This is a genomic window from Lederbergia panacisoli, from assembly GCF_024626525.1.
Lineage (GTDB): Bacteria > Bacillota > Bacilli > Bacillales > Bacillaceae_C > Lederbergia > Lederbergia panacisoli.
Window position 1 is genome coordinate 295886 of sequence record NZ_JANJGU010000002.1, and the last position, 15907, is coordinate 311792.

Below are 15907 nucleotides of genomic sequence, written 5' to 3' on the forward strand. Positions count from 1 at the left end.
CATTAGTAGTAATAATAATAAAATAAAACGCATTTTGTCGAATAGTTACCGATTACTCCGTCTCTTTGCATCTAGAAGTCTTTTCATGCTTTCTTGAGGACTTTGCTTATTTATATCGTCCTTTTTAGGCTTATCTTTTTTATTTCCTGCTTTATTACTGGTTATGGTCACAGGACTTGTTTGCGAGGAGAGCGTATCGGTTTTGATTGATCTTTTAATTTTCGGAACTATAATTTCCTTATTCTCTTTTTGACTAGGCTTCATATACTTCTTGGCGAATAATCTTATAGGAAGTAAACCAAACCTTCTAATCGCAATTTCTATAAAAAATAATAGAAATGCAATAAAAATCAACAAAAATGAGATGGGCTGTTTTTTTACTGGATTTTTTGGGAGGGAATCAAAAGCCATCTTTTCATTTATTAATTGTCTTCCACCGGTAATGCTTGATGCCTCATTAAGAAGTGCAAAGTTATTTCCTTTTATAAGTAATTCATCAGAATATGGGATGGTAAAACCGGTCTTGTATAGTTTCCCCTCCCCTTCTTCTGTGTATTGCTTTATTCGTAAGAAATACATTCCGGGATCATGATCCATTACAAGCTCATATTTACCCGGTCCTATAATTTTCATACTAGCATCGACGGGCTCTCCAGATTGGGATACTACTGCCGTTTCGATTGGGCCAAGATCATTACTGGAAGACTGCAATTGAATCACAGTCTGACCATTTCTAGTTTCCACATGTACGGCGTATGGTTCACTATTATAAGTGGGCAGAGTTCTACTAATAAGATGATTCATAAAATCTGGCCACTTCTCCCACCTCGCCCAATTTCCAGCCCATTTACCGCTTAAATCTGATGTATAAGCAATGGTTCTCCCAAGACCAAATTGCCACTCAGCAAGGATAGGATCTTCTTTATCACTTGATAGAACTATTTGTGAAGTTGATTTAGGTGTTACGGCAATATAGGCATTCATTTCAGGAACACCTTTACTAAATAATGGATCCCAATCAAAGCCTGAGTGGACGGTCGGGTAAAATGGCTCATCCACAATGTATGTCCTTGTAAGGACAGCCGTTTCCCTAGATAAAATGCTTGGGATAACGGTATCATCTACAACATCGTAAAATCTTCCCGATCCATATTCAGCCAAATCTTCTAATAAACGTTTATCTGCATCCTGTCCTAATGCGACAGTTGATAACGTAATATTTGTTTCTCTTCCACTGTCAATGAGGGCATGAAAATCCTTATTTGTCGTTGATTGAGCGTCCGTTAGCAGTATGATGTGTTTTCTCTGTAGTTTTAAAGGGATTAAGCTTTTAAAAGCCTCTTCGAGAGCCGGATATATTTCCGTTCCTCCTCCCACTGTTACAGAACGGATTTTTTCGATTGCTTCTTCCTTATTATTAATGGGTGTTGTTTCGATTATTTCCCATGGGCGGTCATCAAACGCAATAAAGCCTAATGTATCTTTTTCACGAAGCAACTCTACAGATCTTGCAGCTGCTTCCTTGGCGAGGGAGAGTTTCTCACCTTCCATGCTGCCTGACCTATCTAATACAATGATAAGTCCTAGTGATGGAAGCTCTTGCTTCCCTTTCACTTCCATTTCAACAGGCAGCAATTCTTCTATAGGTGTCTTAAAATAACCACCGAGGCCAAAACTATTTTCTCCACCTGTCATTACAAATCCTATTCCAAAATCCCTCACTGCCTGATTGATCAGCTTCATTTTCTTTTCACCAATATTAGTGGCGGCAATATTATTAAAAAGAATTGACTGATATCGTAAATAACTAGAAAGTGTTGTTGGCAGTTGTTGTGGAGTTATTTGATCAATCTTCAATCCCGAAGAATGTAGTGCTTGTCTTACACCTTCATTTTGCTCTGTTTGCACAATCAATACCCTTGGAGTACCTGTTACATTTGAAATGGCTTGCAAATAATTATTTTCAGCAAAAGTATCTCCTTTCGCTGCTATCTCAGCTTTATAAACGTATAATCCTGATTCATTTGCTTCATGTGAAAAATTGAATAAATTTGTGCCTTCTTTTATCTCAACATTTTCCTCTATTATTTCTTCGTCATTCAACGTAATTCTAACAGTAGAGTTTGCAGCATAATTACTGTCAATTTTCATTGTTAATTTTACTTTTTCTCCCTCATATAAAGCCGAAGGTACCGTAAATTCTGTTACAGCCATGTCTTGCCGATATTGGCTAGAAATAGGCAAATAATCCAAAACGATGCCCCTTTGCTTTAGCAAGCGTGTAGCATCAAGAATATTTCCCGCTGTTTGATTACCATCAGAAAATAATACAATACGACCATTTGCAGCCCTTGAAAAAAGAGAACTAGCCAATTGAATACCTTGTTCAATATTTGTATCGTACCGATTAATATCACTTGCGAATTCTTGTACCACTTCTTTATTGGATTGAAAAGATTGTTCGACTGCGGCATTCTTTCCAACTGTTAAAACGGCAAACTGGTCTTTTTCTTTTTTTGATTGAATACTTTTTTCGATCCAAGATAATATACTGTCCTCTGTACCTATCATACTTGCTGATGCATCTACCAGGAAAACAACATTTTTTTCATCCGTCTTGAAAACAAGCTGAGGCGTGGCTAGACTCAAAATAATTAATGCAAACACTAAGCTTCTCATACATATAATCCATATCTTTTCAGCATTATTGAAGCCTTTATTCTGTTTGAAAAAGAGATATAAGACAACTCCTGCTGGTATTAATAAGAATAGTAAAAACGGATAGTTAAACTCGAGTTCCACGCCTCATCACCTCCCACTCGATAAACAAAATAATCAAGGCAATAAGAACGAACCAAAACCATAACCCATCATATATACGATTTACTTTTATTTGGTCACTTTGTTGTTTCAGCTGGTTTACACTAAAGGAAGAAGAAGAAGGAATCAATTTTTCCCGATCATCCAAGTTCACTGCAAAATAAGCAGTCCTTCCATTAACGACTGTTTGGTAAAGACCCGGTCTTTGTGGAGCAGTAAAGCTTTCTTCAAGTAAATTGAACGAGTTAATGAATTTTCCGGTATCATTAAACACTTTCCATTCTTTATCGTTTGCCTCTACGTTAAGCCAACGCTTTTCACCCGGAAGAAAAAAACCAAAAAATTCTTCAGTTGCCGCAAGCCATTGAAAAGATTGATATAGAAAAATAGGAAAGCCTGTTTGCAGTGGCCAGTCTGATTTCTCGATAGAAAATTGAATGACTAAGGCAGGGTATCCATTTACTGTTCCTTTTTGAATAAGTGGAATTTCATCACTGCTTGCAATCACCGGAAGATTAATTCCATTACCAGTAAAAGCAGATTGTATATATGTTTTATTAAAGTCTACGTATTGGAAAACGGGGTCTTTTTCTGTAATTATTTCAGTTAGAATTGGGATTTCTTTATCCCTAACTGGTGTAATAGCGATCAATGGTCTTTTCGGCCACTTTTTCATCGGCATATTTTCCACAACTACAATTCCATCTGATAAATCCGTATTCATATCTTTTTCCTTTATTTGGATTGTCTCATACCCGATATTTTCTAATCCTCTCCTCATAAAAGGACTTATATCTCCAACTAAATAAACCTTTGTTAATGAAGGTTTATTTACAGCGATTATCTCATTATCCATTGAATAGTCATCATCCACGAGAATATTAGCTTTATAGTAATCACTTTCCGAAAGTTTAGGAATCTGAACAAACTTTTGTTCACCGGGCTCCATTTCTACTTTCTCTTCAAATAAAACATTTTCATTAGAGTTAATTTGTAGAATAGCTGTCTTTTGTTCTTTGCTTTGGTTTTCTACAACGGATATCCCTGTGATAATATGATCTTTTTCCCCTATGCCGAAGGATTTTAATGATATATTTTCGCCTTCTTCTCCCATATTAAAAACTGATATCGGAATTGTTTCTGATAGTTCTTTCAGATCTTCCTTTTTAACTGAATCAGAAAAAATAAATAGACTTGACTCTTCGTTCACAGCCAGTGAGTTAGCAAGTCTAATCGCTTTGTCCATATCACTATATTCATAGGAAAGATTTATTTCGTCTATCACATTACGAATCTTTTGCAGATTGGCTTCCCTATTGATTAATAATGTCGGCACACTTCCAGCTGCAATGATCGTTACTTCTTGATTCTTAATATCCTTTATCATTGCGGAAATTTCAGTCTTTGCTGCATCAAAACGTGAAGTTCCGTCATGAACGGCTGACATTGAGGCTGAGGTATCAATGACTATGATAATCTGTTCACCAACAATTCCTTTAGTCATCCAGTATGGACGGACTAAAGCCATCATTAATAAAAATAATATCAATAGTTGAAGAAACAATAATAAATTTCGCTGTAGTTTATCAAGCCATGGTGAAGCTTGCCATTCATTCATCACTTGCTCCCACAGAATGTTAGATGGGATTCTTTTATTTTCATAGCGTTTTCTAAACATATAAAAGACGAGAACTGCGGCAATCAGAAACGCTAATAATAAAAAGATTGGATTTAGTAAACCCATCATGTCACCTCATTTTACAATTCCGCGAGAAATAAAATTTGCAATGAACAATTCTTCAACGGACTTTTCGTCACTTAAAAAAATATATTGGATCCCAAGCTTCCTGCAAATAAATTTTAGTTTTTCATTATGATCCTTTAATCTTAACTGATAGGCCGATACGAGCTTTGAACTAATACTAACATTTACTTCCGTCTCCATCTCACTATCAATAAGCTTTGCATCCCCAGTAAAGTCAGGGTCGATTTCTTCTTTGCTTAAAACGTGAATAAACCATATTTGTGACTTTGCTGAAGCAGCTTTTAGAAGCACCTGTTCATAATCATCAATTGATTCCATCCCATCAGTAATGATAAGAGACAATTGTTTCCCTTTTTGAATTTTCTTATCCATTTCCTTAATAAAAGAAGAAGTTGTCTCTTTTATTTGGAGTTGAATAATATCAGACAAAACTTGTTTTGCATAATTACTTCCTTTTCTATCTACACTTCGTGTGTCAATAGCAGAAACAGGAATAAATGATAATCTATCCTCATTCATCAACGCAATATAGCTTAAGGCGGCAGCTATTTTTTTTGCTAGCAGCCATTTTGTATCTACTATTCTCATAGAGGAAGTACAGTCTAAATAAATGGCAATTTTTATTTCCTGTTCATCTAAATATCTTTTTATGTAATGGCGTTTCGTACGTCCATATACATTCCAATCAACAAGCCTGACGTCGTCCCCTGGTTGGTATGTACGAAAATCCGAGAATTCCAAAGAGGAGCCAAATTTATGTGAACGGCGAATTCCTTTATGGACACCGGTTCGGTTTGAGTTTACGACGAGACGCAATTTCCTTAGACGCGCAAGAAACTCATGTGTAAACATCGTCACTTTAGTACACCATCTTGTTGTACCCATTCGATTGTTTCAGCAATCAATGCATCAGGAGAAATATCTGCTGCTTCTCCTTCAAAATTTAGTAAGATTCGATGGCGGAGAACTGGATTTGCAACTTGTTTAATATCCCCGATTGAAACATGGAATCTTCCAGCAAAAAGGGCGCGTGCCTTTGCAAGATTAATTATGCTTTGCAACCCCCTTGGACCTGAACCGTATTGAACATAAGATTTTACTGAAGGACACGCGCCCCCATCATTAGGATGTGTCCCTGCTATAATATTGACCGCTAGATCTAGAATTTCATCAGAAATAATGATATGTTTCGTTAACATTTGGATTTTACATACATCGTCACTTGTCATAACTTTTTTTAGCTTTGGCTTTTCCACACCAGTTGTACGATGGATAATTTCTTTTAATGCTTGTTTATCTGGGTAATAGACATTTATTTTACAAGTGAAACGATCAAGCTGCGCTTCGGGCAATGGATATGTGCCTTCCATTTCAATAGGGTTTTGGGTAGCAAGAACAAAAAACGGATTCGCCATCTCCTTAGTATCTCCCATGATTGTCACCGTTTTTTCACCCATTGCTTCTAAAAGTGCACTTTGAGTTTTCGGAGTTGCCCGATTGATTTCATCCGCTAGGACGATATTTGAAAAGATTGGCCCCTCAAAAAAATCAAACCTTTGCTTACCATTTTCATCTGGTTGAATCATCATCGTTCCAGTAATATCAGATGGCATTAAGTCTGGTGTAAATTGAATTCTTGAAAAGGATAAGTCGAGTACTTCTGAAATTGTTTTCACAAGCATCGTCTTTCCAAGCCCGGGCAATCCCTCAAGTAACGCATGCCCTCCAGAAAAAATCGTCCAAAGTAATTGATCAATTACTTCATCCTGGCCAACAATAAATGCTTGTATTTCATGTTTAATCCTATCAAGTTTCTCCGCCGCTTGTATAAAATCCTGTTCACTAACGCTCATCTATCTATTCACTCCCGATCTGGATTAATCTTAGAAAAATAATTTTTTACAATAGATTCTAATTCGGTTGGTAGCTGCATTCGGTTTGTGCTTTCTCGGGAGGCTTTTTCATATTGATTGTATACTTCTTCATATGGGCGAACCGATCCTTTTAAAACGGGTCCGTTGCCTTCTCCTTGTTCTACAGGCTTACCTTCACCCATTTTCCCGGAATCTTTTTCTATATTGATTTTCCCATCCACTGTTTCTGGTATGGTTAAGTTCCGTGAACCCATGCCAAGTCCCGCTCCACTTCCAGGTGCCGAACCCTCGTTTGAATTTGAATTACCATTATTACCAATCCCCTCGAAATTGCCGCTCTCTCCTTGTCCTTCGTTTCCATTTCCAGCAGAAGAACTGTTTTGTTGTCCATTTTTAGAACCAGTGCTCGTTTTTTCACCCTTGGGAGCATCTAGGTTTTGATTATTTTGGTTACTAGCAATGGTTGTAGAAGATTGAATATTATTCTTAAGCATTTTTTCTAACAGGGACTCAGATGCAGTTTGCATGATTTTTTGTGAATCTCCTAATTGTGAGGACTGGGATGCCTTATCCAGCATAGTAGTCAACCGATTTTTTAATAAGTGAATATCTTCTGAACTTAAACCGTCAGACTTACTTTGGATTATTTGAGCTAATAATTTCTTTTGCTCACTAGAAAATTGCGATATTTGTTCTCCTAATTTTTCAAGTTCACTTTCCATCAGCTTTTTATTATTCTCTTGAAGTGCTTTTGCCAATTCTTTAAAATTACCAGCTTTCAATTGATTAATGGCTCTTGCTAGCGCAGCTTTATTTTCATCTGATTGAGTTTTCTTTAGCATTAGCTCGTTACTCTGTTTATTAAGTTTTTTCAAAGCTTCATCGGCATTTTTCATGCCTTTTAAATCATCCATCGCGGATTCGACTGATTTTTTCGCAATTGGATTTGTTTTTTTCTTAATGAGTTTTTCAAGTTCTTTAACTGTTTCCTCAACGAGTGCCCTCTCTTTTTTCTGTTGCTTTGCTTCCTCCATCTTATCATTAGGAAATAAGACCATACCTGAAGTCATAGCGATGAAAAACAGCGATAAACATAAGGGAATGGGGTATATATATTTTTTCTTTCTTTTTAGAACATCGATTTCTGCTTTTTTCATATGAAATAATGCATATTTTCTTTGGAATTGATGGATCATTTCTTTCTCATTAATAAATGCTAGTGCTGTTGATGCCCTGTCTTCTCCACAATATTGATCAAAAAATTGAGCTGCACGTTTAAATCCAGGTCTCGTTCTCCAAAACTGTACGAAAAAAACAATGGCTGCCAGCGATATGAATGTCATGATAAACAAATTCATATCGATTATGACTGTGAAACGTGCCAATATGAACAAGCATAGAATAAAAGCACTGCAGACACTAAGAAAATACTGAAATTTTCTAGCTGAATGCTCAAATTGTAATTGTAATTTCACCTTTCTAAGCAGCGAATAAAATGATTTTTGTACATCCATAGAAATCATCCTTTTTTCGGATTCATATTCGGCCTTAGCTTTTTAATGCTCACCCATAATGAGAGCACAGCCAAAATTGTATAGATGATGAAATAGCTCCAAATAAGGGGGAAGGATATCCCGGTCTTATCAATAAATGCTTGATTAATCCCTTCTTCAAACAATCCGCTGAATACTATCGGAGGATTAAATGCAGCCAAAATATACGGAAGTACCAATGGTGGTTTTAGATTGGCAAAATCGTAATAACTTAATGCTATGGCAAATAATAAAGCCGCGCCGCCTGATAGAAAAAGCGTTATACCATATGTTGAAATCATCGATACAATGGTACGTCTAATTAAAGTTGAAAATAAAATACCAAAGCTTCCAAATACAAATATAGTAAACAAGTAAAAACCCATCACCTTCATGATTGTTGCTGGCGAAACACCTCCAAAAAGAAATACTAATGAATAAAATGGAAGGCTTGCAGCTAATAACAGCAATAAATAGGAAATAGAAGAAATCAATTTACTTAAAATAATACTCGTAGAACTTTGAGCGGTTGTAAGTAAAATATTCAATGTTTGCCGCTCCCGTTCCCCGCTAATAACTCCAGACGTTAATCCGGGAGTTATAAATAAAATCAGTCCTAACTGCAAATATGCGAGTACCATAAACATCGTTCTGCTTTGTGTAGGGCGAATAAATTGAGATCCCCCTCCAAATGAAGTTTCGAGGAGCATATACCCTATTACGACAATTCCAATAGCAATCAAGTATGAAAGCAACCCGATGAAAGTACGAAAAGAGCGAAATCTCAGCTTAAATTCTTTATTTAAAACGGGATTGATGAATAAACTTTTCAATGTAAGTCTACTCCTTTCGTAATTTCCATAAACACATCTTCTAGATTGGATTCTAATTGTTTGAAACTCAAAATGGGCAGTTCTGCTAATATAGCTTTTCTTAATAAAATCACCTGTGACTCTTCATCTCCTGAATATTGAAATTGAATGGTGTTATTATCTATTCGGGAAATTCTAGAAACCGCGGGATCATCTTCAAAAAACGAGACGGCTTTCTCTATTTGTTCATTTAATGTAACAACAATTACCTTATCCGCTTGGAGCTGTTGTTGGATATCCGCTACGGTCCCATGAGCAACTAGTTGCCCTTTATTGATTACACCAATTTCATCACACATTTCAGATAGCTCAGGTAATATGTGGGATGAAATAAGGATTGTTTTCCCCATGTTTTTCAATTCCCTTAAAATTTCTCGCATTTCTACACGCGCACGAGGATCGAGGCCGGAAGCTGGTTCATCAAGAATCAACACATCAGGATCATGAATAAGGGACCTGGCAAGACAAAGCCTCTGCTTCATTCCTCGTGAAAGCACATCAACATAGGAATTCTCCTTTTCAGTTAAATTAACTAAGTCTAATAACTGTGGAATAAGGATGGCTCGATCCCTTGCAGAAATCGAATAACTCGCTCCGTAAAAATCCAAATATTCACTTACTCGCAAATGATCATATACACCGAAGAAATCCGGCATATATCCTATTTGCTTCCGAACCTTTTCAGGTTCTTGAGTTACACTAGCACCATTAATACGAGCAGTACCAGATGTTGGCGAAAGTAAAGTAGCCAATATTGAAAAGGCGGTAGATTTACCCGCTCCATTATGACCAACAACTCCGAAAACAATCCCTTTATCTATATTGATTGTTAAAGAATCCAAAGCAGTAAAAGAGCCATACTTTTTTGTTAATCCGTTTATCTCTATCATTATTTTACCGCTCCTTTAACAATAAACTCTGGCAACGTAATATATGGTTCATTTTGCGAATTGAATTTTTCTAATTTGATTGTAATTTTTCCGTCTTCGGAAACAAATTGGTTAAGTTCATCTTTAGCGGATTTTGATTGTCCTTCTTCAATCCCTGTGTACTCGCCCGTTTTTACATTTAAAAGGGAGAGCTTTACAGAACCATAACCATTCATATTATATTGAATCGAATTAAAGACGGTATTTTCCGTATCAATTTGTTTTGGGAGTGATAATACAATCTGGTATATTCCATCCTCCAACCCCATTTCATATTCACCAAATTTATCGTAAATATTGCCTTCAATTGGGGTAATATCGATCGCCAACTGATTATTCTGTAATGCAAAAGCCCCTTTAATCTTTCCAGCTGCTGAAAAAGACTGATAAATAACGGCTGAACGAGTGTTTTTTTCTTTTTTATTTGCGACTCCAAGATCAATTATTTTGTTATTTGTATATCCAAAAACAATGGGAGAGTTTTCAAAAGAAGCTGAGTTTGAAAGGATCGCCATTTTTAGTTCATCCTTTTTCATGTCTTCTAGTTCCCGATTATTTTGGTAATTATATATTCCATAATCAAGAGGTGTTGATAATATGGCTTCTTTTAAATTGAGGTCTACATCAATAACCTCTCCTTGTTTGGCAGCACCTAATTTATAAGCATAGTTGCCTGACCAAATATACAATTCTTCAAAATCATAAGGGTATTGATTGACGATATTCCCGTTTAATGTACGATCTTTTATTTCTAGATTTATTTCAAATTGTCCAGATACCCGTTTTGTTGCATGACCTACGATGGATCGAGCTGACCAATATTCTACATTAGGAAAATCATAATGTATTTCGTTCCTAGTTTCAGACATTACGGCCTTCCCTAAAGCACGCTCTCCACCAAACCCATCACTACTGTTTACAGGAATTCCATAAAACTCCTCTTTCGGAACAGTTAGCTGAAAATCTCCACTCCGATTTGAAAAAACAGTAGCGGTGTACATTCCGCTAATTTCACCGTTTGGATTTGCCTTAAACACCCCCATCTCCGAAAGCTGCGGGCTTTTAATTCGGTCTTTTGCTCCTATAACAAAAATACCTGCTGACATAATGATGGCGCATGTCGGTATGATCCACCAACTATGTTCTCTCTTATCGACTTTCTTTAATATGATATATAAAATCGGAATAATAATAATCATATAACCGAGCATGATCAAAACGACTGTGCCCATCGAAAAAATAGATGCAGAAAATAATTCATTCGTCGATCCTAGGCTATTGTAAATTTGTTGATAGATTCCCTCAGGATTAACATTACTATTATATTTAGAATCCATAGTTGAAAGAATATATTGCATCCAATCTGTATAACCGTTCCATGATGATAAAGGTTCTTCACCTAATGAAAAAGCTGTTTGCCAAATTTCACCTCCACCTATTTTTCTCATAATGACAATGGGATTGTCACCCACTGCTACTATTAGTTCAGCATCTTTTGATACATTCCCAGTCTGAATATCAAGCGAGTCAAAAGTGGGCTTTTCATCTTTTAGTTGCAAAAATGATAAGTCATTTATTTTTTCTTTATTAGATGGTTGCATGGGAAGTAATTCTTCCAGCTCACCCCAAGCATGCTGAGCTTTTGCAGAAGCACCTGTAATGAGTGCTCCTCCTCCATTTATCCAGCCCATAACTGCTTTTTGTTGTTTCTCCGATAATTCTGATACAGAATAGTCATCAATAACTAAATAGTCAAAAAATTGCAATCCCATTGCGTCACTTGGAATATTATTTTTGGTCAAATGAATGATCTTCGGCTGCTTACCGTTTAACTTAATTAGCTGTAATGCCTTTAATCGATCAAGATTTTCAGTAATTAAACCGATCGTTGCTTGGTTATCCTCTACTGACCTATATGTTAACTTTCCTTTACCGTTTGTTGATACCTTTTTCCCCTTTTTCCAGCTGCCCTCGTATAAGGCAATATTTTCTTTGCTGAAATTCGAATTATATAAAGAAGTGCCTGGCATAATGACTTCATACGTTTTTTCACTATTTTTCGGGAGCTCAATCTTAATGGCTTTTGAACCGCTCAGATTATAGTCATTGGAAAAAGCGATTAAGAGGTCTCCATTAAAATCGGACCCATTATTTTTTAACTTGATTTTGATAGGATAACCTCTACCACTCTTTATCATCCCTTCATAGCCTTCTTCTACTGATAATTCAATTGATGTCTTCGCTGCAAAAACAGATGGCGTCAGGAAAAATTGCCATACTAGAAATAAAAATAATATTGCTGTGGATATCTTTTTAATATTACTCATATTGTCCCCCTTGAAAAATCCCTATATAAAGTAGACGAAAAAAGCAGCAAAAAGTTCTTATTTTCTTATTGTAAATATTTTTGCACAACTTCTAAAAAAGCTTTAACTTGCTTTAATTCAAACGCAGATTCATATCCTAATAACCAAGTATCTCGCTTTATATGGTGATTTTTTTCATCCATAAGAGGGATTTTATATACATCTTTTTCCGAGCCAGTAAGAGTGATCGCCGGTAATATTGCATACCCAATTCCATTGTAAGTCATTTGTTTACATGTTTCGATCTGATCTACAATGATTGTCCGTTTAGGTACAGTTTGAAATTGCCTATGCCACCAATTTTGAATTTCTTGATAATAATTGGAATCACTCTTAAACTGAATGAATGGCCGGTCTGTTTCCATTACATCTTCTATTCTACTTATTTCACGATCCACTAAATAAAGGCTGTCTTCGAAAAGATGAATTTTTTCCCCTTTCCAATCAGTCGCTCCCCTAATAATTCCTACATGAACTTCTCCTTCATAAAGATTTTTCAATATCTCGCTGCTCCACCCGGTTATTAACGAAATTTTCGCATGAGGATGAGCGCTTACAAATTGTTTTAACACTTTTGGCAGCCAGTTTTGACCAACTATGGAAGCACAAGCTATCTTTAATGTCCCATGTACTTTCGTATTAAGTTCCTGTATTTCTTCATGGATACGTTCCTGTTCCTCCAACATCGATTCGGCAAAATTAACAACCATTTCACCAGATGGGGTCAGGATAACGCCTTTTTGCGTACGAATAAATAACTTTGTTCCCCACTGTTTCTCAATATTTTGCAGCCTCTGTGACAGGGCTGGCTGTGAAACAAATAATTTTTCCGCAGCTTTCCTCATATTCGACTCTTTGGCAAGAACAACGAGTAATTGATAATCTGAAAGTGACATATGACTTTTTATTCCCCTTTATGAATTTAAAAAATTCGGCCCCCTATAAGGGAGCCGTTTTTTTTCAAGCATTTAGCATTTTCTATACATGATTTATTTTTCTAATATAATGATTGAGTTCTTTCAAAAGAGCTCTTCTCGTAAAGATTCCTTCAAAATATCCGTCCTCATCCGCAACACATAAAAAAGGATGATCAATCAGTAAAGCTAATGCTTTTTCAAATTTGTCGTGAAGCCCCACTTTTGGAATTTTAACGGCCATTACGTCTTCCACTTTTTTGTCCGTTAATTTCTCAAATTCAATCCGTTCCAAACCAAGCAATGCTTCTGTTATCATAGGAGAGCTGATTAAACCATGTAGTTTAAAACGAGCATCCAATACAGGTATAGCAGAATAACCACTTTTTGTTAAGACAAGCAGTGCATGTTCAAGGCTATTTCCTATTTGCACATGGGCAACTTTTTCAGAAGGGATTATATAGTCACTGATTTTTGGATCCATAAATTCATGACTTTGTAAGGAAATCATAAGCAAACTCCCTCATCTCTTTAGTATCTTCTCATTTCCATTTTAACATAAATCATGAAGATAATATGACATTCTTACATGATTTAATATTTTATTACAAAATGATTTTCGATACGTTCTTATGAGGGATTTTTTTCTTCTTGAACAATTTCAAAAATTTCTATCGCAGTAATATCGATATCATCAAACTGATATTTTTGTTTATTCATGTCCTTATCATATTCCTCAACTTCAAATGTTTTAGTTGTAGGAAAATACTTTACTTGACATAACGTTTTTCCATTTACTTCAAAAAGCCTTTGCGGAAATTCTTCATGTCCCTCTGCTTTTTGCATAGCTTGAAGCCTTTGAATAATACTTAATAACTGTGACATTTTTAGTCTCCTTTCTTTTGGAAAGACAAAAAGATTATAAACGACAATGGAGGAAGAAATCAAATAAAAAACTGCCCGAAACGGACAGCTTGCGAACTGAGTTCTTCCACTATTCTTCCTTCATATTTAATAATGATTCATTTAACTGGGCAAGGGCCTTGATAATAGTTCTTTTTCGATTATAACCTTTTACATTTATAGAAATATCATTCATAGAAGCAAATACATGTCCCCAAGATCCGTAAGGTTTGAAACCATATATATATAATTTAATCATTCCAGAATTTGTAGGAATGAAAATGACTTCAAATCTATTGTTCTTCCTCATCTTATCATCTCCAATTCCTTTACAGAGCTTAAAATGGGCATAGATAAATATAACATTGAATATAAGCTTTGCACAAGCATTAAAAGAATGATAAAGACAAGTTGATATTATTCCTTACACTCATTATTCGGCTAATCATCTTCCCTTTCCTACATTTTAATGATACAATATTAATTATTCAGACATTTAAAATCAATGGAAAGGGGTCCCACGTATGGACAAACCAACCAACAACTTTTTAGAACCAACTATACCAAATCTTTCCCAAGCTATTTTTACAGTAAATCGTCACGCCAAGACAGCAATAAACCCCAAATTTTTATACACCCTTAAAAAAAATGCATTAAACAAAATGATCCAGGAAAAAAAAGCCACTAAAATTGGACTTCACTTTTCCAGAAATCCTAAATTCAGCCAGCAGCAATCCGACGTATTAGTTAAATGTGGCGACTATTCTTTTCATATCCCACCAACTAAAGAAGACTTTGAACATTTGCCTCATCTCGGACATCTTGATCAACACTCCCGCAACCCAAAAACCCGCATGTCACTTAATTTGGCAAAACAACTTCTCATCAATTACACCGGCTTAAAGGAAAATCAAAAAAATAACCAAACTATATCGGAAAGACCTGTTTTCAAAAAATTAGGCGACAGTTTCTTCTAACACTAAAAAGCCCAGACCATAAAATGTGTCCGGGTTTTTGTGTTTATAAAATATATTGATCAATTTTTAATACTAACTCATTAATTTCAGGTTTGCTCACTTGAGCTGCCGCTCCAACTTCTTGTCCTTTATGACGTAGATCATCTGTAATCAGAGAAGAGAAAATAATGACGGGTATTTTTGATATTCTATGATTCTCTTTAATTCTTTTAGTCAAATGATGGCCATCCATTTGCGGCATTTCAATATCTGTTATGACAAGTTGTACCTCATCATAGATGTTTTTCCCTTCATTTATTAATGATTCAATATAGGATAAGGCATCTATTCCGTTTTCGAAGAACTCAACATTCTCATAACCAGCCATTGACAAAGTTTCATTCAGAAGTTTTCTTAATAATGGTGAATCTTCTGCAGCCACGATTTTCTTGCTTGAACGTTCCCTTTTCCCAAGTTTTTTAATTTGCCCTACATGAATACCAGCCTCAGGATTAATATCTACTATGATTTTTTCAAAATCTAATAATAGAATCATGTTGTCGGATTTATTTATTACCCCAATTACTTGTGAAGAATCTACATCGTAAAGTTCCGATGGCTTTTCAATTTTATCCCATGAGATTCGATGGATTTGCGATACATGGTGCACATGGAAAACGACCTTCAGCAAGTTAAATTCCGCAACTAAAAATTTTTCATAAGAATTATTTTTACTACCATTTGGATCTAATCCTAACGCTCTTTCCAAACTTACAACAGGCATTACTTCCCCTCGAAGCTGCATCACTCCTAAAATATTTGGATGTGCATGGGGAATAGGCGTGATAGGTAAAGGATTAATAATTTCCTTTACCTTTAAAACATTGATGCCAAACTTATGATGATTAATTTCAAATTCAATAATTTCTAGCTCATTCGTTCCGCTTTCCAGTAGTATTCCAGAACGATCCTCCAT

The 15907-nt window shown here is 35.7% G+C and carries 14 protein-coding genes; 1 reads left to right on the top strand and 13 read right to left on the bottom strand.

Features of this window, described 5'->3' with window-relative positions; all coding sequences use genetic code 11:
- Positions 1-45: 45 nt before the first annotated feature.
- The 12 genes from NQ185_RS04370 to NQ185_RS04425 form a co-directional block, all read right to left on the bottom strand.
- Positions 46-2802: a VWA domain-containing protein gene (locus tag NQ185_RS04370; protein ID WP_257580344.1), complete on the bottom strand. Its 2757-nt coding sequence runs from the start codon at positions 2800-2802 to the stop codon at positions 46-48.
- Positions 2786-4564, bottom strand: coding sequence for a vWA domain-containing protein (locus tag NQ185_RS04375; RefSeq protein WP_257580345.1), 1779 nt, complete (start codon positions 4562-4564; stop codon positions 2786-2788). Before NQ185_RS04375 ends, NQ185_RS04370 begins: the two co-directional genes overlap by 17 nt.
- A gap of 9 nt (positions 4565-4573) precedes the next feature.
- The gene (locus NQ185_RS04380) at positions 4574-5437 is read right to left on the bottom strand and encodes a DUF58 domain-containing protein (protein ID WP_257580608.1); all 864 of its coding nucleotides are present in this window, start codon (positions 5435-5437) and stop codon (positions 4574-4576) included.
- 2 nt (positions 5438-5439) lie between these two features.
- Positions 5440-6438: an AAA family ATPase gene (locus tag NQ185_RS04385; RefSeq protein WP_257580346.1), complete on the bottom strand. Its 999-nt coding sequence runs from the start codon at positions 6436-6438 to the stop codon at positions 5440-5442.
- Between the two features lie 8 nt (positions 6439-6446).
- Positions 6447-7973 carry a DUF8809 domain-containing protein gene (locus NQ185_RS04390; RefSeq protein WP_257580348.1) on the bottom strand — a complete coding sequence of 509 codons (1527 nt, stop codon included), beginning with the start codon at positions 7971-7973 and terminating at the stop codon, positions 6447-6449.
- 5 nt (positions 7974-7978) lie between these two features.
- Complete coding sequence (locus NQ185_RS04395; RefSeq protein ID WP_257580349.1) at positions 7979-8824, bottom strand: ABC transporter permease; 846 nt, start codon at positions 8822-8824, stop codon at positions 7979-7981.
- Positions 8821-9753 (bottom strand): ABC transporter ATP-binding protein, encoded by a 933-nt coding sequence (locus tag NQ185_RS04400; protein ID WP_257580350.1) that lies wholly within the window; start codon positions 9751-9753, stop codon positions 8821-8823. Before NQ185_RS04400 ends, NQ185_RS04395 begins: the two co-directional genes overlap by 4 nt.
- A complete protein-coding gene (locus NQ185_RS04405) occupies positions 9753-12119 on the bottom strand; it encodes a DUF8725 domain-containing protein (RefSeq protein WP_257580351.1) in 2367 nt (788 codons plus the stop codon). The genes NQ185_RS04400 and NQ185_RS04405 overlap by 1 nt, the downstream gene beginning before the upstream one ends.
- 65 nt (positions 12120-12184) lie before the next feature.
- Positions 12185-13054: a transcriptional regulator CcpC gene (gene ccpC / locus NQ185_RS04410; protein WP_257580353.1), complete on the bottom strand. Its 870-nt coding sequence runs from the start codon at positions 13052-13054 to the stop codon at positions 12185-12187.
- 82 nt (positions 13055-13136) lie between these two features.
- Positions 13137-13583, bottom strand: a complete 447-nt coding sequence (gene cbpB, locus NQ185_RS04415; RefSeq protein WP_257580354.1) for a cyclic-di-AMP-binding protein CbpB — start codon at positions 13581-13583, stop codon at positions 13137-13139.
- 119 nt (positions 13584-13702) lie between these two features.
- Positions 13703-13957, bottom strand: coding sequence for a YkuJ family protein (locus NQ185_RS04420; protein WP_257580355.1), 255 nt, complete (start codon positions 13955-13957; stop codon positions 13703-13705).
- Between the two features lie 109 nt (positions 13958-14066).
- Positions 14067-14285 (bottom strand): hypothetical protein, encoded by a 219-nt coding sequence (locus tag NQ185_RS04425; protein WP_257580356.1) that lies wholly within the window; start codon positions 14283-14285, stop codon positions 14067-14069.
- A 214-nt stretch (positions 14286-14499) separates the two neighbouring features.
- Between NQ185_RS04425 and NQ185_RS04430 the strand changes: the two genes are divergently transcribed.
- The gene (locus NQ185_RS04430) at positions 14500-14952 is read left to right on the top strand and encodes a YkyB family protein (protein WP_257580357.1); all 453 of its coding nucleotides are present in this window, start codon (positions 14500-14502) and stop codon (positions 14950-14952) included.
- A 43-nt stretch (positions 14953-14995) separates the two neighbouring features.
- Here the strand turns inward: NQ185_RS04430 and NQ185_RS04435 are convergent, their stop codons facing one another.
- Entirely contained in the window at positions 14996-15907 is a 912-nt protein-coding gene (locus NQ185_RS04435) for a chemotaxis protein (protein WP_257580358.1), read from the bottom strand.

What these genes read in the sequence shown, in the direction of transcription:
- NQ185_RS04380 (WP_257580608.1), bottom strand. Translation starts at nt 5,437, where the DNA reads ATGTTTACACATGAGTTTCTTGCGCGTCTAAGGAAATTGCGTCTCGTC.
- NQ185_RS04375 (WP_257580345.1), bottom strand. Translation starts at nt 4,564, where the DNA reads ATGGGTTTACTAAATCCAATCTTTTTATTATTAGCGTTTCTGATTGCC.
- NQ185_RS04390 (WP_257580348.1), bottom strand. Translation starts at nt 7,973, where the DNA reads ATGGATGTACAAAAATCATTTTATTCGCTGCTTAGAAAGGTGAAATTA.
- ccpC (WP_257580353.1), bottom strand. Translation starts at nt 13,054, where the DNA reads ATGTCACTTTCAGATTATCAATTACTCGTTGTTCTTGCCAAAGAGTCG.
- NQ185_RS04385 (WP_257580346.1), bottom strand. Translation starts at nt 6,438, where the DNA reads ATGAGCGTTAGTGAACAGGATTTTATACAAGCGGCGGAGAAACTTGAT.
- NQ185_RS04420 (WP_257580355.1), bottom strand. Translation starts at nt 13,957, where the DNA reads ATGTCACAGTTATTAAGTATTATTCAAAGGCTTCAAGCTATGCAAAAA.
- NQ185_RS04425 (WP_257580356.1), bottom strand. Translation starts at nt 14,285, where the DNA reads ATGAGGAAGAACAATAGATTTGAAGTCATTTTCATTCCTACAAATTCT.
- NQ185_RS04430 (WP_257580357.1), top strand. Translation starts at nt 14,500, where the DNA reads ATGGACAAACCAACCAACAACTTTTTAGAACCAACTATACCAAATCTT.
- NQ185_RS04405 (WP_257580351.1), bottom strand. Translation starts at nt 12,119, where the DNA reads ATGAGTAATATTAAAAAGATATCCACAGCAATATTATTTTTATTTCTA.
- NQ185_RS04435 (WP_257580358.1), bottom strand. Translation starts at nt 15,907, where the DNA reads ATGGAGGATCGTTCTGGAATACTACTGGAAAGCGGAACGAATGAGCTA.
- NQ185_RS04400 (WP_257580350.1), bottom strand. Translation starts at nt 9,753, where the DNA reads ATGATAGAGATAAACGGATTAACAAAAAAGTATGGCTCTTTTACTGCT.
- cbpB (WP_257580354.1), bottom strand. Translation starts at nt 13,583, where the DNA reads ATGATTTCCTTACAAAGTCATGAATTTATGGATCCAAAAATCAGTGAC.